The organism is Streptomyces sp. ADI96-02 (genome assembly GCF_003846185.1).
In the GTDB taxonomy this organism is placed as follows: Bacteria; Actinomycetota; Actinomycetes; order Streptomycetales; family Streptomycetaceae; genus Streptomyces.
Window position 1 is genome coordinate 2257697 of the sequence record NZ_ML123034.1, and the last position, 21132, is coordinate 2278828.

Genomic DNA, 21132 nt, shown 5'->3' on the forward strand with positions numbered 1-21132 from the left:
GACACCCAGTGGGCGGTCTCCTTCGCGGAGGCCGCCCACTGTGCTGTACCCGCGCCGTGCCGGGCCCGCCCGCCCCGGTCAGCCGCCCGGCGGCCGGGTCCCGTGCTCCGCGTACCGGGCCAGCAGCCCGGCGAGCGCCCCGGCGTCCAGCGGCGCGTACGTCCCGTCCCCGTCCCGGTCGAACCAGACCGGGTCCGGGCAGCGGAAGCCCGCCCGGCGCAGCGCCACCCGGTGGACCTTGTTCGTGGCGGTGACCGGCATGCGCGGCACGATCCGGACGAACCGCGGGGCCATCTTCGTCCCCAGTTCCGGCCGGCCGCGCAGGAAGGCGGCGAAGGCGGCCGGGTCGAAGGCGGCCCCCTCGCGCAGCGCGAGCGCGGCCATCACCAGGTCCCCGGTCACCGGGTCGGGCACCGCGTAGACGGCTGCCGCCGCCACCGCGTCCCAGCGGGCCAGGATGTCCTCGATCGCCGCGGCGGCCAGGTTCTCGCCGTCGACGCGCAGCCGGTCGTCGGTGCGGCCCGCGAAGTAGAGGAAGCCGTCCGCGTCGCGGTAGAAGAGGTCGCCGGTCCAGTACCAGCCCCGCCGGACCCGGGCCGCGTCCGCCTCCGGATTGCGCCAGTACCCCTCGAAGGGCGTCGGCCCCCGGTTGACCAGTTCGCCTATCGCCTCGTCCCCGTTGAGCAGCCGCCCGCCGCCGTCGAAGCGCGCCGCCGCCCGCTCCTCGCCGCTCTCCGGGTCGACGACGGCGAGGTCGTCGCCGGGGGCGGGCCGGCCGATCGCGCCCTGCGGGGCGTCGGGGCTCCGCTGGAGGGCCGCGCCGCCCTCGGAGGAGCCGTATCCCTCGACCAGCTCCACGCCGAACCGCTCGCGGAAGCGGGCCACGTCCACGGCTCCGGCCTCCGTGCCGAAGCCCAGGCGCAGGGAGTGCTCGCGGTCGTCGGGGCGCGCGGGGGTGGCCAGCAGGTACTGCACCGCGCGGCCGACGTAGGTGAAGTACGTCGCCCCGTACGCGCGCACGTCGTCGAGGAAGCCCGAGGCGGAGAAGCGGGGGCGCAGCGCTATGGCCGCGCCGCCGGCCAGGGCGGGGGCCCAGCCGGCCATCACCGCGTTGCCGTGGAACATCGGCATGCAGATGTAGTGGACGTCCGCCGGGCGCACGCCGAAGCGGCCGGCCAGCGCGTGTCCGGCCCCGGCGAGGCGGCCCTGGGTGCAGATCGCCGCCTTGGGCGCGCCGGTCGATCCGGAGGTGAAGTAGAGGAGCATCCGGCTGTCGCCGCCCACCGGGGCCACGACCGCGTCGCCGGGCCGCGCCCCGGCATACGGGGCGAGCAGGGCGGCGTACGCCTCGGTGTCCGTGACGAGCACGCGGACGCCGGGCAGCTCCAGTCCCGCGAGCAGCGGCAGGTGGGCGCGCTCGGTGATCAGGACGCGGGCCTCGGTGTGCAGGATGTCGCGGGCCGGCTCGGGTCCGCGCCGGGTGGGGTTGATGCCCGCGACGGCGGCCCCGGCCAGGGCCGCCGCGCTGAGCCACAGCGGGAACTCAGGGGTGTTGTCGAGCAGCACCGCGAGGTGCGGTTCGCCGCCCGTCGGCAGCAGATCCGCCAGGAGCGCCGCCCGTGCGGCGGCGCCCTCGACCACCTGGTGATGAGTGAGCACGGTGGGGCCGTGCTTCAGGGCGGGCCGGTGGTCGCCCCATTGACGTCGTACGAGCTCCGCGACGGTGCCGGTACTCCTCATGGCGCCGCACGATAACTGATGGAGCGTCAGAACTTAACGTCCGAGCACGCGTAGAACGCGTTGGTGGTGTCCGCGACGTTCCAGACGGCCAGGATGACGTGCTTGCCCGTCTTCTGGGTGGGGATCGTGCCCTGGTGGGTCAGCGTGGCCGGCGGCTGCTGGTTCCCGTAGGGGACGGTCATGAACGGCTGCGATTCGAGGGCCGCCCGGGTGAGCGGCTTGGTGGAGTCCCAGCCGTTCTTGGTGATGTAGTAGCGGAAGTCGCTGGTGGAGTGGCGGGCGGTGAACTGCCAGCGGAAGCTGTAGCCCTGCCCCCCGGTGACCTGCGTGGCCGGCCAGTTGCCGCCGCGCGGGTCGTCGAGCTGGGAGAACGTGCTGTTGCCGCCGGAGCAGATCTTGCCGTCGGCGGGTCCTGACGCCGGGAAGCCCTTGGGCCCCTCGACGCTCTGCGGCTCCCACTGGATGTTGCCGCAGCCCGTCACCGTGCCGTTGGCGCAGAGTTTCTGACGGCTGATGGGTGTGTCCGTGTAGCCGTGACTGCTGGCGCTGCTGGTCGCGAGCACCGAGACGCCCGCTATCGCCAGGCCGATGACGGCCGCGCTTGCCCTTTTCCGCATTGCTGTCGCTCCTCTGGAACGTGGGGGAGGTGCCATGAGCACTGCTCGACTGCGCGCGCGTGGTGCGTTGTTCTGCGGTCTAGACCAGGTCATAGATTATTGACACGACGTGAACATGTCCAGACCACTGGACATCGGATTCCGGAAGCCCTGCACGGCGCTCCCGGGCCCCTTCCGAGGCCCGGCGACCGCTCAGACCCCGTCGCCCCCGCCGGTCCGCCCGGTGTAGAAAGCGACCGTCAGATCCTTGACGAGCGCCTTGCGTTCGTAGTCGTCCAGCTCGACGATGCCGCGCGCGGTGAGGCGGTCGACGGTGTCGTCGACCGCGTCCACCACGGAGGTCAGCACGCTGTCCCGGTGCCGGGCGTCGATCGCGGCGATCCGCCGCCGCTGCATCGCCGCCGCCACCTCCGGGGCGTACTCGATCGCGGTCGGCTGCGCCGAGTACACCTCGACGCCCGCCGGCCGGCAGTCCGCCTGGAGCACCCGGGTCAGCGCGTCGCCCACCGCCTCCGCGTCGCGCAGGGTCGGGGCATCCTGGTGGAAGGCGTCGGCGGGCAGTTGCGAGAGGACCCGGGCCAGGGCCGCCTCGACCTGCGCCCGCAGGTACGCCTCGTGGTCCGCGATCCCGAGCGCGGCCCGCACGGTGTCCTCGATCCGCCAGACCACCAGCACGACGACCCGCAGCGCGGCGCCGTCGGCGTCCACGGCGGGCAGCGGCTCGCTGCGCCAGTGCCGCAGCCGTACGTCGACCCGGCGGCGCAGCAGGAGGGGCGAGACCCAGAGGAGGCCGGTGCGCCGCACGCTCCCCCGGTACTCGCCGAACAGCGTCAGCACCCAGGCGTACCCGACCCGGCCGCGCCCGAGACCGCCGAGCGCGAACAGCACCACCGTGACCAGGAACGCCAGCAGGGCCCAGCCGCCCGCGCCGACGGCCCCGTGGGCGCGCGGAGCCAGGCCGAGGGCCCGTTCCGCGACGGCGGGCAGCGCCCCGTACCACCACAGGACGCCCGGCACGCCGGCGGCGGCGCACGCCCCGGTGAACAGCGCGGCCCAGCCGGGCAGCACCGGACCGGGCCGTTCGGCGAGCCGGGGGTCGGCGAGCGGCGACGGCCGGGTGGAGGGCAGCACCCTGGCCCGCGGCGCGCGCGGGACCGGCGGCCTCGCGGGCCCGGCCGGGCCGCGGTCGCCGGGTGCCGGGAGGGCCCGGCGGGCGACGGCGGCGGGCAGCGCGGAGGGCTCGACGGGCTCCGGATCGTCCCGGAAGAGGAGGTGCACGGGGATGGTGGCGGTCGACTCGTTGGCGATGACGGGCTGCCGGCGGGCCGTCGGCGGCGGTACGGGGGCCGACGCGGAGGACGCGGACGACACAGGCGCGGGAGCGGGGGCGGACGGCGGGAACGCGGTGCCGGGCACCGAGAACACGGCCGAGGTGACGCGGTCGCCGGGGGCGAGGTCGAGCACGAGGTCCAGCTCGGTGTCCGGGCCGGGGTCGGGTTCGGCCGGGCCGGGGCCGCTCCGCGCCCCGTAGGCCGGGAGCGGGGTCCAGTCCGCCGCGGACGGCGCTCCGCCCGCGCCGCCGCCGCCCGCCGGGCGGAACGGGGGAGTCAGGGGGTGGTGGTCGGTGGGGGAAGGGTCGTTCTGGTCTGGGTTCACCGGTTCCCGGTTCCTTTCCGTCAGGCGAAGAGCCGGCGCCAGGTCTCCGGCCCCGGATAGCCATCGGCCGCGCCGCCGCGCCAGCCCTGGGCCCGCTGGAACGCCTCGACGTTGCGGCGGTCGGCCTCGGTCCAGCGCGGGCCGGGGCCCGACACGTAGTGCTTGCCGTATCCCTTCTTCACCAACTGTCTGCCGAGCCGGTCGACATGGCTGTTGGACTGACCCGGCTTGAAATAGCCGCGCCCGGGGAAGGCGGCGGCCGTATTCGGGCTGCCGCCCGTGCCGGCGGCCGGGATGTCGCGTCCCGTGCCGCCCACCAGCAGCCGCCAGGTCTCCGGCCCCGGAATCCCGTCGGCCTGCGCGCCCCGCCACCCCTGTGCCCGTTGGAACGCCCGGGTCGCGCGCTGGTCCGCCGCCGACCAGACGGGCCCGGGGCCGACCGCGTAGAAGCGCTTGCCGCCGCGTGCGGCGAGCATCCTGCCGAGCCGGGTCACGTCGGCGTTGTCCGCCCCGGGGCCGAAGCGTCCGGCGCCGGGGAAGGCGGCGGAGGAGCCCCCGCCCCCGCCCGGCGAACCGCCTTCCACGCCCTTGTACCGGTAGGCGACGTAGCGGTCGGAGTTGTTCCAGTACGCCATCGGCGTCGACTGCCTCCGCGTGTGCGGGCGCGTCTGCTCGTAGGCGATGTAGTGGGTGCGGCCGCCGTCGGCCCAGCCGCCGAAGATCGTGACGTGGGAGCCCCGGGACGGGTCGGCCGGGTTGTGGAAGAGGAGGATGTCTCCGGGTTCGAGGTCGGCGCGGGCGATCCGGGTGCCGTAGTCGGCGAGGCTCCCGGTCCATTCGTTGCCGCCGAGGTCCCAGGCCATCGACACATAGCCGGAGCAGTCCTGGCGGTACCCGTCCGACCAGTACTTCTCCATGCTGTACGGCACCTGGGCGGTCACCCACTTCCGGGCCCGGCCGATGATGTCGGCCCGGGTCGTGGTGCGCGGCGCGGCGCCGGCGGACGGCGGGCCCGACGCGCCGGTCCCCATCAGCGGGCCCCGCCTGCCCTGCGGAGAGGCCGGTTCCGTGCCGGTGTCCGGGTCGGTGTCCGGGCCGGCGGCGTCCGTGCCCGTTCCGGGTCCGGTGTCCGTGTCGGGCCTGGCGACCCGTGGCGCGTGGCCCGCGGCAGCGGCGGCGCCCGTCGCGCCGCAGGAGAGGACCACACCGGCGGCGGTGGCCAGGACCAGGGCCCGGCGGGCTCCGTGTGCGGCCGGGTGACCGCCGCGGCTCACCGGCGTCCGCGCGGCGCCGCGCCGCCGGAGGGCGCACCCCGCGCAGACGCAGTCGACGGCGGGTTCGTACTCCTCGAAGACCGGCACACTCATGCGAATCCCCTCCGCACTCGTCAAGATCTCTGGGCGGTCTGCCACGGACGTCAGTGTCTCAACTCTCCCGACCTATCCCATTTTGACGGATTTATTGGAAAAAACGACTATCCAACAGGGCGTGGCGGCCGGTGAATGGTTCGGAGCACCCGCCGAGATCGGGTAAAGTTCTCCAGGTCAGCGAGCGCCGTTAGCTCAGTTGGTTAGAGCAGCTGACTCTTAATCAGCGGGTCCGGGGTTCGAGTCCCTGACGGCGCACGCACAGTCAAGGCCCCCTCACCGAGCGTGAGGGGGCCTTGACCGTTTCCTCTCCTTCCCGGCCGACGGCTCCTGGCCGACGGCTCCCGACGGCAGTTTCGGTTCCGGACCATCCGTCTGGGAGCTTCGGCCCCCAAGAGGGCCGGCGGTCCGTACAGTTGGATCAGCAGAGCGCGACGTCACGCACCAGCCCGGCGGGCCGCGTCGCCGTCGAGGTTGACCCAGTACGGGTCGCGCTCCCTGGGCTGCTGCTGGACGGGCTGTGCGCTGCCCTTGCCGCCGCCCTCCCCGTCACCGGAACATCCCGCCAGCAGCAGGAGCGCCCCGACCGCCGCCGCCGTGCCGGTGACTCGCAGGCCCGTCGTCGTCCCCGGCGGGCTCCGGTCCGGGGCCCGCCGGGGCCTCTCGGAACGCCCCGCCCCGGACCCGCTCAGACGCGGCCGTGGTGCTCCGCCGCGTCGCGTGCGCCGGTCAGGTAGGCGGAGACCACCACGTTCGCGGTGTAGGACCGGGTCTCCCGGTCGTACGTCCCGCCGCAGGTGATCAGCCGCAGCTCGGCCCGGCCGTCCTCGCGGGGCCCGTACGCCTTCTCGGCGTCGAAGCGCTCCCGGGTGACGACCTGGACGTCGTCCACGGTGAACTCGGCCACGCTGCCGTCGGACCGGGTCACCCGGATCCTCTCGCCCGGCCGCACGGAGCTGAGCCCGTAGAAGACGGCCGGCTTCGTCGCGGTGTCGACGTGCCCCACGAACAGAGCCGCGCCCGCGGTGCCGGGCTCCGCGCCCCGGCCGTACCAGCCGACCGTACGCGGCTGTGCGAACGGCGGCGGGTCGACGGCCCCGTCCCGGTCGAGCCCGCGCGGGACGACCGGCGCCTCGATCCCCACCGAGGGGATCTCCACGCGCCGCGGGGCCGCGCCGCCCAGCGGGTCGCGGGCCGGCGGCAGCGGTGCGCCGAACGGCCGGCCGACGGCGGCGATGTCGCCGGTCGTGGGCGCCGACCGGCCGCCGGGCCCGTCCGCGGCCTCGCGGCCCCAGAGCCAGAGGCCGAGCAGCAGCACGGCCCACGCCACTCCGGTGCACAGCCGCCCGGTCCCCGCCGGGCCGCTCCGCCCGGACACGTCAGTCCGCGGCCGGGTCGCGGCGGCGGCGCGAGGTGCGCAGGGCGACGGCGACCGCGGCGACGGCCGCGAGCACCAGCCCGATCACCGCGTGCCGGGTGCCGGGGCCCTGGGACTCGGCGGAGCGTTCGGCGAGGGTGGCGGCCCCTCCGCCGCCCGCCTTCACCGGGGCCACGGGCGAGGGGCGGCTGTGGTGGACGACGGTGAGGGTGCCCGTCGCCCGGCCCCGGCCGTCCGCGCACCGCACCCGGACCTCGTAGGAGCGGGGCTCGGCGTCGAAGCGGACGGTGGCCTCGGCGAAGAGGCCCTGCTCGTCGGCGGGTCTGAAGCGGACGTCCGAGACGAAGGCGTCGGAGACGCCCTCGGCGTGCCGGGCCTTGCCGCAGCTGTCGACCCAGAGTTCCACCCGCCCGCCCGGGGCGATCGTGGACGGGGTGACCTGGACGTGGCCTCGGTTCCCGTCACCGGCCGGAGCGGCGGGAGCTGCCGGGGCGGCTGGGGCGGCAGGAACCGCCGGGGACGCGAGGGCGGCGGGCGCGGGCAGGGCTATGAGCGCGACGGCCGTCGCGGCACAGAACGTAAGGGGCAGTGAACGCATCGTGAAACCTCCTGTGGGAAGGTTCACGGCTGCGACCCCGGTCCGCATCCGCACTCGCCCGTTCGGGCGAGCGGGCGATCGGGCGATCGGGCGATCGGGCGGGACATCGAGCGCGTGACAGCGGGAGAGCCGAGCACGTCACAGCGGGGGTCCGGGCGGACGGCTGCGGGGCGGCCCCGCCCCTCGCGGGCCCGGTCCGGGATGACTGAATAGCATGGTCGTCCGAGGTCCGCGTACGGCAGGGAGCCCGCACCCATGACAGATCGCAAGCCCATCGACTCGTGGCTCACCGACATGGACGGCGTGCTGATGCACGAGGGCGTTCCCATCCCGGGGGCGGACGCGTTCATCAGGAAGCTCCGGGACTCCGGCAAGCCGTTCCTCGTGCTGACGAACAACTCGATCTACACGGCACGCGACCTGCACGCGCGGCTGAACCGGATCGGCCTCGACGTCCCGGTGGAGAACATCTGGACCTCGGCGCTGGCCACGGCCCGGTTCCTGGACAGCCAGCACCCCGGGGGCACGGCCTACGTCATCGGCGAGGCCGGCCTGACGACGGCGCTGCACGACGTGGGATACGTCATGACGGACCACGAGCCCGAGTTCGTCATCCTGGGCGAGACGCGGACGTACTCGTTCGAGGCGCTGACCAAGGCGATCCGGCTGATCGACAACGGCGCCCGGTTCATCGCCACCAACCCTGACAACACCGGCCCCTCGCCCCAGGGCGCCCTGCCCGCGACCGGCTCGGTGGCGGCCCTGATCACGAAGGCGACGGGCAAGGAGCCGTACTTCGTCGGCAAGCCGAACCCGCTGATGATGCGGACGGGGCTGAACGTCATCGGGGCGCACTCCGAGGCGTCCGCGATGATCGGCGACCGCATGGACACGGACGTGCTCGCGGGGCTGGAGGCGGGCATGCAGACGTTCCTCGTGCTGACGGGTCTGACGGCGGCGGGGGAAGTGGAGCGGTACCCCTACCGGCCGACCGAGATCGTCGACTCGATCGCGGACCTGGTCGACCTGGTCTGACGGCGGCGGCCCCCGTACGAGGTCGCGCCGCCGCCCGGCAGGAGTGCCCGCCCCCTCAGCCGTGGTCGCGGCGCATCCGGCGCGCCCGCAGGACGAGCGCGCCGCCGCAGATGATCAGCGCCCCGGCGGCGGCTCCGGTCCGGACGGGCCGGGCGGAGCCGGTGCGGGCGAGTTCGGGCAGCGGGTGCCCGGCGTCGCCGGGCGGGCGGCCGGGACCGTCCGCGTCCCCGTCGCGTCCGGTGCCCGGGACCGTGCCGACGCCGCCGTCCGGCGGGATGGACGGGGCGGACGGGATGGACGGGATGGACGGCACTGGTGAGGTGGGCGGGACCGGTGGCCGGGTGCCGGATCCAGGGTCGGAGTCGCGATCGGGGTCGGGGTCCGCCTCGCCCGCCGGGAGGCGCTCCTTGCCGACGCCGGGAGCGGTGGCGTCCGGCGGTACGGGGGGCGGTGGTGGCGTGGCGTCGTCCGGCGGCGCGGGGCGCGACGGCGCGGCCGGAGACGGTGTGGGGTGCGGCTCGGCGCGTTCCGGCGGCGTGGCGTCCGGCTCGGGCCGGCGGCCCGTGACCCCGTCGACGACCTCGAACGCGTACGCGCCCGACTCCCCCACCCATTCGCCGTCGTCGCGTCCGCCGCCCTTCGCCCGGTCCTGGTGGCGGCGCTGGACGACGGCGGCGTGGGCGGTGACACGGGCGGGCCGGGTGTCGGAGGTGAACGCCATCCGGACGCGGACGGTGACGGTACGTCCGGCGGGGACCGTGATGCCGAGGAAGTCCCCGTCCGGGTCGCCGCCGTCGAACACCCCGATCTGCTCGTCCCGGTCGGTGGTCTCCCAGCTGACCCGGTGCTCGGTCCCGGGCCGGGCGGGTTCGCTGAACGTCAACCGGATCTGCTCGGAGGCCAGTTCGCGGTCCCGGTCCGTCAGGACGAGCACCGGGTGCAGGGCGCGGCAGGGCGCGGAGGTGGTGTTGGTGAGGTCGAGGAGCCAGGTGCCGAATCCGCCGCCCGAGGCATAGGTGTCCGGCGCGTCGTGGATGCGGGTCTTGATGGGGAAGGCCCTGGCTCCGGTGTCGCCGCAGCCCGGCTGCTCCTCGGCGGCCACGGACGCGGCGCGGGCGAGGGACGGGAGTGCGGCGGCCTGTGGACCGCCGAGGAGGACCGGCACCGCGATCCCGGCGGCCAGCCCGAGGGCGGCGGTGCGGGCACGGCCGTCGTGCAGCCGTGCGGGGGTGGAGGGAGGCATGGAGGAACACCCTTCGCTGTTCGCGAACGACCGGGGCGTGGGGGCGTGGCCCCGGTCGGCGACACTGTCACGCGCGCGCGAGAGCGAAGAGTCGACATGCCGACACAATTAATATGATCACCTGACTGGCAGTTCTCGACTGCCGGTCAGGTGATCCCGCCCCCGCCCCCGCTCCCGCTCCCGTTCCCGGCCCCGCACGCGAAGCTGCCGCACAGAACGTCCTCACGGGGCCCCTCGCGGAGCTTCCTCACAGCTGCTCCTCACAGACCACCGCCCACCCGCCCGAACACCGGGGCCAGCACCAACTGCGCCGCCCCCTCCGCCACGGGCCGGTCGCCGCCGCGCGCCGCTGTGACGGACACGCCCGCCCCCGTACCGCCGCGCGCGGCCCGCTCCTCGATGACGGCCCGTACTCCCCGTACGTAGGCGTCCTCGTCGGCGGCCACCGTACGGCCGCCCAGGACCACCCGGTCGATGTCGAGCAGCCCGACCAGGTTGGCCGCGCCCATGCCCAGGACCCGCGCGGCCTCGGCCCGGTCGCCGCGCGCCTCGGCGGCCAGGCACAGCGCCTCGACGCAGCCCCGGCCCCCGCACTCGCACGACGGCCCGTCCAACTGGAGCGTCTGGTGGCCGAACTCGCCGGCCCCCGTCCGCGCGCCCCGGTGCACCTCGCCGCCCAGCACCAGGCCCGCGCCGAGCCCCGTCCCGAGGTGCAGGTAGGCGAAGTCGCCGCCCGGGTCGTCCAGGGCGAGGGCGAGGGCGGCGGCGTTGGTGTCCTTGTCGACGACCACGGGCAGCCCGGTCCGCTCGGCCAGCGCGTCGCGCAGCGGATAGCCGTCCCACTGCGGGAAGCCGGTGACCCGGTGCAGTACGCCGTTGCGGTGGTCCAGCGGACCGGGCGCGGCGACGCCGACCCCGAGCACCGGTCTGCGCGGCTCGGCGGCCCGCAGGTCCCGCACCGCGTCCGCCGCGTCCGCGAGGACCCGGTCCGCCGGCGCTCCGAAGTCCAGCGGCGCGCTGCTGACCGCGACCGGGCGGCCCGCCAGGTCGACCAGGACGGCGGTCAGCCCGTCGCGGTCCAGGTGCAGTCCGACGGCGAAGCGCGCGTCCGGGACCAGGCGCAGCACCGTACGGGGCTTGCCTCCCGTGGAGGGGCGCAGGCCCGCGCCGACGGCCAGCCCCTCCGCCCGCAGCCGCGCGGTGATCTTGCTGACGGCCTGCGGGGTGAGGCCGGTGCGCTCGGCCAGCTCCAGCCGGCTCACGCCCTCCGCCCCGGCCGCCCGCAGCAGGTCGAGAACCAGTGCGGCGTTGTGGTGGCGCAGCGCCGGAAGGTTGGCCCCCGCCTGGGCCTTCGTACTGCTCCGGTTCACGGCTCACTCCTGTTCACCGTCCCATTGTGCCGGTCGCTTGCACTTTGGCAACAGCGTTGCTTAAGTGGTCGGCATGACTGCCAACGCCCCCCTCCGCGTCGCTCTCGTCGGCTACGGCCTGGCCGGCTCCGTCTTCCACGCCCCGCTGATCTCGACGACCGAGGGCCTGGTCCTCGACACGGTCGTCACGTCGGACGAGCAGCGCCGGGCCGAGGCCCGGGACGCCTTCCCCGACGTCCGGTTCGCGGCCTCGCCCGACGAGCTGTGGGACCGCGCCGACGAGCTCGACCTCGTCGTGATCGCCACCCCGAACAAGACACACGTCCCGCTCGCGACGGCCGCGCTGAGGGCCGGGCTGCCCGTGGTCGTGGACAAGCCGGTCGCCGGGAGCGCCGCCGAGGCGCGTGAGCTGGCGGCCCTGGCGAAGGAGCGCGGGCTGCTGCTCTCGGTCTTCCAGAACCGCCGCTGGGACAACGACTTCCGCACGCTGGCCGGCCTGCTCGCCGAGGGCGAGCTGGGCGAGGTGCAGCGCTTCGAGTCGCGGTTCGAGCGGTGGCGTCCGCAGCCGAAGGGCGGCTGGCGCGAGTCGGGCGATCCGGAGGAGATCGGCGGTCTGCTCTACGATCTGGGCAGCCATGTCGTCGACCAGGCGCTGGCGCTGTTCGGCCCGGCCGTCCAGGTGTACGCCGAGTCCGACGTACGCCGTCCGGGTGCGGCGGCCGACGACGACACGTTCATCGCCGTCACCCACGCGAACGGGGTGCGCTCGCACCTGTACGTCAGCGCCACCACGGCCCAGCTCGGCCCGCGTTTCCGGGTCCTCGGCTCGCGGGCCGGCTATGTGAAGTACGGCCTGGACCCGCAGGAGGCCGCCCTGCGCGAGGGGCTGCGTCCGGCGGCGGGCGAGCCGTGGGGCGAGGAGCCCGAGGAGCTGTGGGGCCGGCTCGGTTCCGGCGAGTCCCCGCTGACCGGCGGCGGCGTCCCGGTCCGCACCCTGCCCGGCGACTACCCGGCGTACTACGCGGCCGTGGCCGCCGCCCTGCGCGGCGACGGCGAGAACCCGGTCACCGCCGTCCAGGCGGCTGCGGCGCTCGATGTCCTGGAGGCCGCCCGCCGCTCGGCCCGCGAAGGCGTCTCCGTCACGCTTCTGCCCCACCACGACGAGGAGCAGCACGCATGAGCACCACTTCCCCGACCATCTCCGAACTGATCGCCCAGGAGCGGCGGCTGACGCTGGCGCACTTCGGCTACGACGACGCCTACGCGCTCGGCGGGCTGCTGGTATCGATCGCGCGGGATCGGCACGCGCCGGTGGCGATCGACATCCGGCGCGGCGCGCAGCAGGTGTTCCACGCGGCGCTGCCCGGTTCCAGTGCGGACAACGACGCGTGGATCGACCGCAAGCGCCGGGTCGTCGAGCGGTACGGCGAGAGCTCGTACCTGGTCGGCAGCCGGTTCCGCGCGAAGGGGACGACGTTCGAGGAGTCCTCGCGCCTGGACCCGGACACGTACGCCGCGCACGGCGGTTCGTTCCCGATCGCGGTGGAGGGCGCGGGCGTGATCGGCACGGTCACGGTGTCCGGCCTGCCGCAGGCGGAGGACCACGCGATGGTGGTCGAGGCCCTGGAGCGGTTCACGGCGGCGCGGGGCGCCTGAGCCGGGGCGGCCTCGGACGCAGGGCGGCCTCGGACGCAGGGCGGCCTCGGACGCAGGGCGGCCTCGGACGCGGGGCGGGCGCCCCGGCCCCGGCCTCGTAAACCTGGGGGGCGGCACGGCCCCGGACCCGGCCCTGCCCTCGCCCTCGCCTCGGAAACGGGATGCGGACCGGGGCCGGGGCACGGACCGAGGCCGGGGCACGGACCGGGGCCGGGGCCGAGGTGCCCGCAGCGGGGCGCTACGCGTCCTTCAGCTCCTGCCGCTGCCGGCCCAGCCCGCCCACTTCCAGCTCCACCACGTCGCCGGCCCGGAGGTACGGCTTCGGCTCCGGCCGCCCCATGGCGACCCCGGCGGGTGTGCCGGTGTTGATCACGTCGCCCGGGCGGAGCGTCATGAAGTGGCTGAGGTAGCGGACGACCTCGCCGACCGGGAAGATCTGCCCGGCGGTGCTGCCGTCCTGCTTCAGCTCGCCGTTGACCCAGAGCCGCAGCGGCAGGGCCTGCGGGTCGGGCACCTCGTCCGCGGTGACCAGCCACGGGCCCAGCGGGTTGAACGTCTCGCAGTTCTTGCCCTTGTCCCAGGTGCCGCCGCGCTCGATCTGGAACTCCCGCTCCGACACGTCGTGCGCCACCGCGTACCCGGCTACGTGCGCCAGACCCTCCTCGGCGGTCTCCAGGTAGCGGGCGGTCCGGCCGACGACCACGGCCAGCTCGACCTCCCAGTCGGTCTTGCGGCTGCCGCGCGGGACGAGGACGGTGTCGTCGGGGCCGACGACGGTGTCCGGAGCCTTGAGGAACAGGATCGGTTCGGCGGGTATCTCCGCGCCCGTCTCGGCGGCGTGGTCGTGGTAGTTCAGCCCGATGCACACGATCTTGCCGATGCGGCCCAGCGGCGGGCCGATCCGCAGCCCCGCCGGGTCCAGCGCCGGCAGCACGCCGGGCGATTCCGCCGCCGCCCGCACCCGGGCGAGCGCGGACGCGTCGGCGAGCAGGTCGCCGTCGATGTCGGGGACGAGCGCCGAGAGATCGCGCAGCGTCCCGTCCCGGTCGAGAAGCGCGGGGCGCTCGGCGCCCGCCGTACCGACGCGAAGCAGTTTCAACGGTCCAGCTCCTCCTGTTCGAGGTGAGGCCCGTCGGCCGGGTGCGGCCGGCGAAGGGCTCGGCCGATCCTCCAAGACGGGCGATCACTCCGCAAGACCCCGTTCAGGCCGCGGTGGCCACGGCGCCGCCGGGGACCAGGTCGCGGTAGAGCCAGGCCCGCTCGATCGCCGTCCAGGTGGTGGTCGTGACGACGTACAGGGCTGCGGCGAGCGGGACGACGGCCACGGTGATCAGGGTCGCGAAGGAGAGCAGCGGCATCAGCCTGGTCATCGCGCCGAAGCCGGGGACCGGCTGCCCGTCCGGCCCGGTGACGGGCGTCATCGGGTTGGCGGCCATCTGCCGCTTGGTGCGGGTGTAGCTGAAGGTGGCCACGGCGGCGACGATCGCGAACAGGCCGAGGTAGACCAGCCCCTGCGCGCCGAAGAGCCCGCCGTCCGCGAGGGCGTCGTGCCAGCGCGCGCCCAGCGGTGCGCCGAGCAGGTCGTGGCCGAGCAGCGCGTTGGGCTCGCCGCCGATGCTGCCGCTGGAGAAGAGGTGGTAGAGCAGGAAGAACGCGGGCATCTGGAGCAGGCTCGGCAGGCATCCGGAGAGCGGCGAGACCTTCTCGGCCGCGTGCAGCTCCATGATGGCCTTCTGCATCCGCTCGGGGTTCTTGCCGTGCTTCTTGCGCAGCTCGGCGATCTGCGGCTGGAGCCGGGTGCGGGCCTTCTGCCCGCGCGCCGCGGCCCGCGACAGGGGATGCACGGCAAGCCGTACGAGTGCGGTGAACAGGACGATGGCGGCGGCGGTGGACGCCGTCTGGAACAGCGGCTGCAAGAGGTCGGCGAGCGAGCCGACCAGGCTCGCGAAGGCGGACATGAACGCGGACATGGGTGAGCCCTCCGGGGGTCTCGTCGTGCCGGGAGACGTACGTACGGGTACTCGGCATGACGACCCGCGCGGGGTCGCGCCCTGTGGAGGAGAGGGGGCGGAAGCCCTACGCGGCGGCCGTCAGGAGGGCGCGCCCGGGTGCCCGGGGCCTGGTGCGGCCCCGGGCGTCGGGGTCGCGTTGCGGGAGGAACGCGGTGCGCTGCTCCCGGTCCCTGATGGCCGTACGGACCCGGGTGCGGGGCACCGGGGGCGCGCAGCGGGCGCTGATGACGGAGCAGGCGAGGAGCGCGGAGCCGGCCGCGGCGGTGGCGGCGAGCGCGACCGCGGCGGAGAGGCCGCCGCCCTCGGCGAGCAGGACGTCGGCGAGGAGGAGGACGAGCAGGCCCGCGGGGCGCAGCAGCCGGGCGAAGGCGTGACGCAGGGGGTTGGTGTCCCGCACCGGCCTCTCCCTTCTCCGCTCCGTGGCGCCGTCGCTCACGGCCGGGTCCTGTACGGCTTCCGGCCGGTCCTGTACGGCTTCCGGCCGGTCCTGTACCGCTCCCGGCCGGTCCCGTACCGCTTCCCGCCGGGGCCTTCCGCCGGAGGCGCGGACGTCACCCGTACGCGTCTGCGGCACTCCGTTCGTTATACACGATGACCCGGGTCACACCGGGGCGTCGAGCCGGTCTGCCTCCTTCCCCTCCACCTCGTCGCTCGCCAGCACCTCGGCGTCCGGCCTCGGGTCCGCGTCCGGACGCCCGGCGAAGGTGACGGCCAGCGCGACCGCCAGGTTGGCGGCGAGGGCGACGAGCCCGGCGTTGACGCCCCACACCGGATCGTTCCCGGTGAAGACGAGCACGCAGACCGCGGCCACGCCCACGACCAGCCCGCTGAACGCGCCCCGGAAGGTGAGCCGCCGCCAGACCAGGGCGAGCAGCACCATCGGCAACAGCTGCGCCATCCCCTCGTACGAGATGAGGGAGAGGCGTACCAGGGTGTTCGGCGCGGTGTACGTGAGGAGCAGCGCGAGCCCGCCCGCCGCGACCACGACGACCTGCGCGGCGGACTTCTGCCGCTGCGCGAAGCGCGGGGTCAGCGACAGCACGCTCCGCCCCCACATCGTCCCGATGACCAGCATGAACACGGCCATGGGCACGATGGAGGAGAGCGCGGCGGCGACCCCGATGACACCGACCGCCCAGGCCGGCAGCGAGTCGACGACCAGCTTGAACAGCGCGAGGTTCGACTCCGCGCCCGCGAGCCCCGGCACCACGAACAGCGCTGCCATGCCGAGCAGCATCGGCACGAACAGCAGGACGTTGTAGGCGGGCAGGTACAGGGCGTTGCGGCGCAGCGCGTCGGCGTTCCGCGCGCCGAGGTACCCGGCGACGGTGGTCGGGAAGATCACCACGGTCAGCGAGTTCAGGAAGGACGTGCTGATGAACCACGCCTCCCCCAGCCCGCTGTCGCCGCCCCCGTGCCCCGGGAGGGTCAGCCACTCGCTCTTCTGCGCGACGAGCCGGTCGAGGAAGGGCCCGTACCCGTCGAAGTAGTGCAGCGGCACGTACAGCGCGAGGAACCCCAGAGTCGCGATGACCAGGACGTCCTTGAGCACGGACACCCAGGCGCTGCCGCGCAGTCCGCTGACCACGACGAAGGCGGTGGTGACGGCGAAGGCGGCGAAGTAGGCCCAGTTCAGGCTGACGGCCCCGTAGGAGACGGTGGACAGGACGACGCCCATGCCGGTGATCTGGAGCTGGATGTACGGCAGCAGGAAGACGGTGGCGAGCACCGCGACCACCGCGCCGAGCCAGGGCCGCCCGAAGCGGTGCGCCACCATGTCGGTGATCCCGACGAGGCCGTGCTGCCGCGCGTACCGCCAGAGCATCGGCCCGACGACGTAACCGATCGCGTAGCCGCAGGACATGTACGCGACGACGTACAGGACGGGAGCCCCGTAGTTGTAGCCCCAGCCGGCCGCTCCGAGGTAGCTGAAGCTGGTGTAGCCCTCGCCCGCCATCAGCACCCAGATGAAGACCGGGCCCAGGCTCCGCCCGCCGACGGACCACTCGGCGAGCCCGCCGCCGGCACCGCGCCCGCGCAGGGCGAGCAGGCCGAGGACGACGGTGGCGACCATGAAGGCGGCGAAGACGGCGGTGGCGACGGCGGCGTTCCCGTTCACGGAAGCTCCCGTCGCCGCCGGGCGTCCGGGCCGTCGTGGCCGCCCGGCCGGTCATCCCGTCCGCCGGGTCGGCGCTCCTGCCCGCCCGGCCGGTCTCCGGTGCGTCCCCGCCGGTCTCCGGTGCGTCCCCGCCGGTCTCCGGTCCGTCCCCGCCGGTCTCCGCGGCGGGCGAGCCAGACGGCGACGGGGGTGAGGAGGGTGGCGCCGAGCAGCCAGGCGAAGAGGAACGGCACGCCGAACACCAGGGGCGTGACGCGGTTCACGAAGGGCAGCGCACCGAGGTACAGGGCATAGGGGACGAGCAGCCACACCAGATGGGGACGCCGTCTGATCACTCCGGACACCCAGGGACCCTACTCCCCGGGGCCGTTCGCCCGGGGGCCGGTCCACGAGCGCGCACGCCGGCCGCCGGGGCCGAGGGCCGCGGTCCGGGGTCCGGGGTCCGGGGTCCGGGGTCCGGGGTCAGCGGGGGCGCACCGCGCTGAGCTTCGCCCAGACGACGAGCCGGTAGCGGGAGCTGAACTCGGGCGTGCAGGTGGTCAGCGTCAGGTAGTGGCCGGGTTCGGCGTATCCGGCGGAGGGCGTCACGTTGCTGCGGGGCACCGGGGCGATGACGCCGCTGTCGGTCGGGAAGGTCCGCGCGAGGCGCTTGTCGACGGTGTACGTGTACAGGGCGTCGCGCGTCTCGACGGTGATCCGGTCGCCGCGCCGGAGCCGGTCGATGCGGCGGAAGGGCTCTCCGTGGGTGTTGCGGTGTCCGGCGAGTGCGAAGTTCCCGGCAGCTCCGGGCTGGGCGGTGCGGGTGTAGTGCCCCACGTATCCGCGGTCCAGCACGCCGGCCTTGCCGGTGCCCTCGGCGACGGGCGCGGTGAGCGCGATGCGCGGGATGCGCAGTACGGCGTAGGCCTGTTGCCGGCGCGCGCCGCCTCCGCGCGCCGAGGCGTCGGGCCTGCCGTCGCCCGCGGCGGGGTCCGGGCCGGAGGCCGGGGCTTCGGGCGCACCACCCGGTGCCGCGCCGCCGGAGCCGTCCGCCGGTGAACCGCCGCCCGGGTCCGGCCCGCCCCACTCCCGCTCCAGCGCCCGCACGGTGCGCCCGGCGTCCGCGCGGGCCTCGCGGTTGGTCCACCACAGCTGGTGGGCGACGAGGAGCAGAAGCACGATCCCGAGGGTGACGATCAGCTCGGCCGAGGTCCACAACCCGCGGGCCAGAGCGTGCCCCCACGGCCCCGGCCGCCGCCCGGCGCGACCGTACGCCGGCACCGCGGGCCCACGCCGCCCGCCGCCGCGACGGACCCGGCGACCGGGCCGCCGCCCGCCGGACGCCCGTATCCGCCGTATCCCCTCACGTACCCGTAACGGCTCCCGCACGGCGCGCACGATAGGGCCACATCCCCCAACTTTCCAGGCCCCCGCCCACTCTCCGCCCACTCTCCGCCTACTCTCTGTCCGCTCTCCGCCCGCCCTCCGGCCGCCTTCTGTCCGCCCTCCGGCCGCCCTCTGTCCGCTCTCCGCCTGCTCTCCGCCCGCCCTCCGGCCGCTCTCTGCCTGCTCTCCGGCCGCTCCCGCCCTCTCCTCCCGCCCGCCGCCCGCTCGGCAGTACCGTGTGGTTCATGCGCCCTGACACGCCTGCCGACCACACCACCGAAGCCGAGCGCCTGCTCCGCACCGCGGCGCGGTATCCCGAGGACCGCGAACCGCTGGTCCTCCAGGCCGCGGCCCACCTGGAACTCGCCGGTGACCGCTCCCGTGCCAGCACGCTCTACGACGACCTGCTCGCCGCCCCCGACGCCTCCGTCGACCAACCGCACCTGGTGAAGGCCCTCAAGGCCGCCAACCTCTGGGAGTACGGGCACGAGGCCGAAGCCCGCGCGATCATCGACGGCATCCGCGCCGCGGCCCCGCCGACCGCCGCACCCTGGCGGATCGCGGCCGAGACGCTGGAGGCGCACGACGATTTGGAGGCGGCGCACGACGCCTTCTCGACCGCGCTGACGCTGCTCCTGGTCCCGGGCGAGGAGGTCCCGTACGCGACCCAGTCCCTGCTGACCGGCCGCCACCGGGTGCGCCGGCTGATGGGGCTCGACCACGACGCGTGGGACGAGCTGGCCGGCGAGCTGCACACGGCCCCGGTCCCCCTCGACGAACTCCACGACCCCCGGCGCCTGTGGTCGCTGGGCTCCTCGGACCCGGTCGAGCTCAAGGCCGAGATCGACCGCCTGCGCGCGGAACTGGGCACCTACCGCGCCGCGCTGTCCCGCCCGTTCCCGGTCGCCGTGCTGCACTGGCCCGAGGACGAACTGCGCGAACTGCTCACGGCCTACCCGGCGCTGGCCGAGGAGTACCCGGACCGCGCCACACACCTGGCCCGCCTGGAAACGGCCCTGCGCGACCTGCACGCGACGGGCACGGGGAACCTGGGCATCGTCACCGGCACGGTCCCCTCCTACGAGGCGTTCGCCGCCTCGGAAGCCGCCTCCCCGGCCACCCCGGGCCTCCTCCCCCAGTACGCCACCACCCTCGCCGCCCGAGGCCGCGCCCTCCCCTGGCCCCCGCCCCGCACGGCCCCCTGCTGGTGCGGCTCGGGCACCCCGTACGGCACCTGCCACGGCGCGTGAACCCGGACACGACGCCCCCGACCGGGAGCCCCGCACCCGGTCGGGGGCCGGGTGCGGGGCTCCCGGTCGTGCCGTGTGCCACGAGTTCACGTAATGACCCGCCGACGACCGGCCATTCCCATACGATCACATTTCAACAATCGTCTCAGGGCCGACGTCCCCACACGGGCCCCGTTCGCAGTGTGCGGAGAAGCCTTCATGTCGCCCTGTCAGCCCTCGGCGGACCGGCAGGACGAGATCCCCACGGCAGGGGGAAGCAAACACCGGCCGGACAAGCCGTAGGAGACTGGGAGAGATGAGCACGGCCAGACCTTCCTCTCCCGGCGTCTCGGCGCGTATGAGCCGCCAGGCGAGCCGAGACACCGCGCCCGAGGTGGCGGTGCGCAGGATCCTGCACGCCGCGGGCTATCGCTTCCGGGTGAACGCGCGCGTGCCGACCATGCCGCGTCGAACCATCGACATCGCCTTCACCCGGGCCAAGGTGGCCGTCATGATCGACGGCTGCTTCTGGCACGGTTGCCCACTGCACGCCACGCAACCGAAGGCCAACGCACAGTGGTGGCGGGACAAACTCGATCGCAATATGGCTCGCGACCGGGAGACCACCGAGCATCTGGCCGCAGCGGGGTGGACGGTTCTGCGGTTCTGGGAGCACGAGCCGCCGGCCGCCGCCGCGGAGCTGGTGGCGGCGGCCGTGGAACAGGAACGACGAAAGACGGACAAGGGCGGGGGCCGATGAACAGACTGAGCTTCGTCGATGTGTGCGCGGGCGCGGGCGGGTTGGCGCTGGGGTTGGAGGGGGCGGGGTTCGACCCCGTACTGCTCCTCGACAAGAAGCAGGTGGCCTGCGAGACCCTCCGGCTCAACCGGCCGTCGTGGAATGTCCTGGAGATGGATCTTCTGGACTTCGATCCGGCCGAGCACCAGCACACCTACGACGTGGACCTTCTCTCTGCCGGGCTGCCCCGGGTCAAGTCCAGCGCGACGGTGGCGCGAGCGGAGACGGAGGAGGAGCTGCGGCTGCTGGAGGCCGCGGTACTGCTCGCGCACTCCATCCAGCCCCGCGCACTGCTCATCGAGAACGTTCCGGGGCTGGTGGACTCCCCGAACTTCGAGAGCGTGCGGGAGTTCATCCGCAAGGAGCTCGAACATCTCGGCTACGGCTTCCGCTGGTTCGTCCTGAACGCCGCCGACTTCGGTGTTCCGCAGGATCGCCGGCAGGGGGTGCTCGTCGCGCTGAAGGAGCAGTACTTCGACGCGTTCGCCCCGCCGGTTCCGACGGTCACCGAGCACGTCCCGGTGGGACGGGCGCTGCGCCGGTCCATGGCCGCCCGCGGTTGGCCCGGGACGGACGTCTGGGCGGCGCAGGCCCTGCATGTCGCTCCGACTCTGGTGGGCGGCTCGGACAACCGAGGAGGCGCGGACCTGGGGCCGACGGGGTCGAAGAAGGCGTGGGAACGGATGAGGGTCAACGGCGGGGCCTTGGCCGATGAGGTTCCGGGGCCGGACGACGCCGAATCGGGAATGATCAAACTCACGGACGCGCAGACGGCTCTCCTGCAGGCGTTTCCCCAGGAGTGGCAGTTCGCCGGGAAGAAGACCGCTCGCTACCGGCAGATCGGGCACGCCTCTCCGCCGCCGGTCGGAACGGCTCTCGGAATGGCCGTCGCCACCGCCCTGAAGAGCTGATCCACGGGCGGGCTGCGGTCCCTGTCGGGATCGGAAT

19 protein-coding genes, 1 tRNA gene and 2 pseudogenes are annotated in these 21132 nt (G+C 74.5%); 7 read left to right on the forward strand and 15 right to left on the reverse strand.

What is annotated here, in order from left to right; genetic code table 11:
- Window positions 1-78 precede the first annotated feature (78 nt).
- From EES43_RS09825 to EES43_RS30975, 4 genes and pseudogenes are all read right to left on the reverse strand, one after another.
- Entirely contained in the window at window positions 79-1740 is a 1662-nt protein-coding gene (locus EES43_RS09825; RefSeq protein WP_124268382.1) for an AMP-binding protein, read from the reverse strand.
- Window positions 1741-1766: 26 nt separating this feature from the next.
- Entirely contained in the window at window positions 1767-2357 is a 591-nt protein-coding gene (locus EES43_RS09830) for a lytic polysaccharide monooxygenase auxiliary activity family 9 protein (protein ID WP_124268383.1), read from the reverse strand.
- 192 nt (window positions 2358-2549) lie between these two features.
- A pseudogene (locus EES43_RS09835) lies at window positions 2550-3845 on the reverse strand (SPFH domain-containing protein); the annotation flags it as partial.
- Window positions 3846-4033: 188 nt separating this feature from the next.
- A complete protein-coding gene (locus EES43_RS30975) occupies window positions 4034-5380 on the reverse strand; it encodes a peptidoglycan-binding protein (RefSeq protein WP_206430020.1) in 1347 nt (448 codons plus the stop codon).
- A gap of 184 nt (window positions 5381-5564) precedes the next feature.
- Here EES43_RS30975 and EES43_RS09840 point away from each other — a divergent pair.
- Window positions 5565-5638: transfer RNA gene (locus tag EES43_RS09840), tRNA-Lys, on the forward strand.
- Window positions 5639-5829: 191 nt separating this feature from the next.
- Here the strand turns inward: EES43_RS09840 and EES43_RS31835 are convergent.
- The 3 genes and pseudogenes from EES43_RS31835 to EES43_RS09855 all read right to left on the reverse strand — a co-directional run.
- A pseudogene (locus tag EES43_RS31835) lies at window positions 5830-5994 on the reverse strand (endoglucanase); the annotation flags it as partial.
- Between the two features lie 74 nt (window positions 5995-6068).
- The gene (locus tag EES43_RS09850; RefSeq protein ID WP_124268385.1) at window positions 6069-6758 is read right to left on the reverse strand and encodes a class F sortase; all 690 of its coding nucleotides are present in this window, start codon (window positions 6756-6758) and stop codon (window positions 6069-6071) included.
- 1 nt (window position 6759) lies between these two features.
- A complete protein-coding gene (locus EES43_RS09855; RefSeq protein ID WP_124268386.1) occupies window positions 6760-7356 on the reverse strand; it encodes a hypothetical protein in 597 nt (198 codons plus the stop codon).
- Between the two features lie 255 nt (window positions 7357-7611).
- Here EES43_RS09855 and EES43_RS09860 point away from each other — a divergent pair, with 255 nt between their 5' ends.
- On the forward strand, window positions 7612-8391 hold the full coding sequence (locus EES43_RS09860; RefSeq protein WP_124268387.1) for an HAD-IIA family hydrolase: 780 nt from the start codon (window positions 7612-7614) through the stop codon (window positions 8389-8391).
- Between the two features lie 55 nt (window positions 8392-8446).
- On the opposite strand, the gene EES43_RS09865 is transcribed toward EES43_RS09860, so the two are convergent.
- Window positions 8447-9634 carry a peptidase gene (locus EES43_RS09865; protein WP_124268388.1) on the reverse strand — a complete coding sequence of 396 codons (1188 nt, stop codon included), beginning with the start codon at window positions 9632-9634 and terminating at the stop codon, window positions 8447-8449.
- 260 nt (window positions 9635-9894) lie between these two features.
- Window positions 9895-11004, reverse strand: coding sequence for an ROK family transcriptional regulator (locus tag EES43_RS09870; protein WP_124268389.1), 1110 nt, complete (start codon window positions 11002-11004; stop codon window positions 9895-9897).
- A gap of 73 nt (window positions 11005-11077) precedes the next feature.
- Here EES43_RS09870 and EES43_RS09875 point away from each other — a divergent pair, with 73 nt between their 5' ends.
- Both EES43_RS09875 and EES43_RS09880 read left to right on the forward strand, forming a co-directional pair.
- Window positions 11078-12184, forward strand: coding sequence for a Gfo/Idh/MocA family oxidoreductase (locus EES43_RS09875; RefSeq protein ID WP_124268390.1), 1107 nt, complete (start codon window positions 11078-11080; stop codon window positions 12182-12184).
- Entirely contained in the window at window positions 12181-12660 is a 480-nt protein-coding gene (locus tag EES43_RS09880; RefSeq protein WP_124268391.1) for a heme-degrading domain-containing protein, read from the forward strand. The genes EES43_RS09875 and EES43_RS09880 overlap by 4 nt, the downstream gene beginning before the upstream one ends.
- 238 nt (window positions 12661-12898) lie before the next feature.
- On the opposite strand, the gene EES43_RS09885 is transcribed toward EES43_RS09880, so the two are convergent.
- The 6 genes from EES43_RS09885 to EES43_RS09910 form a co-directional block, all read right to left on the reverse strand.
- On the reverse strand, window positions 12899-13759 hold the full coding sequence (locus tag EES43_RS09885) for a fumarylacetoacetate hydrolase family protein (RefSeq protein ID WP_124268392.1): 861 nt from the start codon (window positions 13757-13759) through the stop codon (window positions 12899-12901).
- A 103-nt stretch (window positions 13760-13862) separates the two neighbouring features.
- Complete coding sequence (locus tag EES43_RS09890; protein ID WP_124268393.1) at window positions 13863-14630, reverse strand: YidC/Oxa1 family membrane protein insertase; 768 nt, start codon at window positions 14628-14630, stop codon at window positions 13863-13865.
- A 106-nt stretch (window positions 14631-14736) separates the two neighbouring features.
- The gene (locus tag EES43_RS09895) at window positions 14737-15069 is read right to left on the reverse strand and encodes a DUF6412 domain-containing protein (protein ID WP_124268394.1); all 333 of its coding nucleotides are present in this window, start codon (window positions 15067-15069) and stop codon (window positions 14737-14739) included.
- A 204-nt stretch (window positions 15070-15273) separates the two neighbouring features.
- A complete protein-coding gene (locus EES43_RS09900; protein WP_124271874.1) occupies window positions 15274-16746 on the reverse strand; it encodes a sodium:solute symporter family protein in 1473 nt (490 codons plus the stop codon).
- A 41-nt stretch (window positions 16747-16787) separates the two neighbouring features.
- Window positions 16788-17135, reverse strand: coding sequence for a DUF3311 domain-containing protein (locus EES43_RS09905; protein ID WP_206430021.1), 348 nt, complete (start codon window positions 17133-17135; stop codon window positions 16788-16790).
- Between the two features lie 118 nt (window positions 17136-17253).
- On the reverse strand, window positions 17254-18000 hold the full coding sequence (locus EES43_RS09910) for a class E sortase (RefSeq protein WP_124271876.1): 747 nt from the start codon (window positions 17998-18000) through the stop codon (window positions 17254-17256).
- A gap of 401 nt (window positions 18001-18401) precedes the next feature.
- Here EES43_RS09910 and EES43_RS09915 point away from each other — a divergent pair, with 401 nt between their 5' ends.
- The 3 genes from EES43_RS09915 to EES43_RS09925 all read left to right on the forward strand — a co-directional run bounded on the left by EES43_RS09915 (window position 18402) and on the right by EES43_RS09925 (window position 21095).
- Window positions 18402-19406, forward strand: a complete 1005-nt coding sequence (locus tag EES43_RS09915; protein ID WP_124268395.1) for an SEC-C domain-containing protein — start codon at window positions 18402-18404, stop codon at window positions 19404-19406.
- Between the two features lie 295 nt (window positions 19407-19701).
- Window positions 19702-20145, forward strand: a complete 444-nt coding sequence (locus tag EES43_RS09920) for a very short patch repair endonuclease (protein WP_241192363.1) — start codon at window positions 19702-19704, stop codon at window positions 20143-20145.
- Window positions 20142-21095: a DNA cytosine methyltransferase gene (locus EES43_RS09925; RefSeq protein WP_124268396.1), complete on the forward strand. Its 954-nt coding sequence runs from the start codon at window positions 20142-20144 to the stop codon at window positions 21093-21095. Before EES43_RS09920 ends, EES43_RS09925 begins: the two co-directional genes overlap by 4 nt.
- Window positions 21096-21132 lie beyond the last annotated feature (37 nt).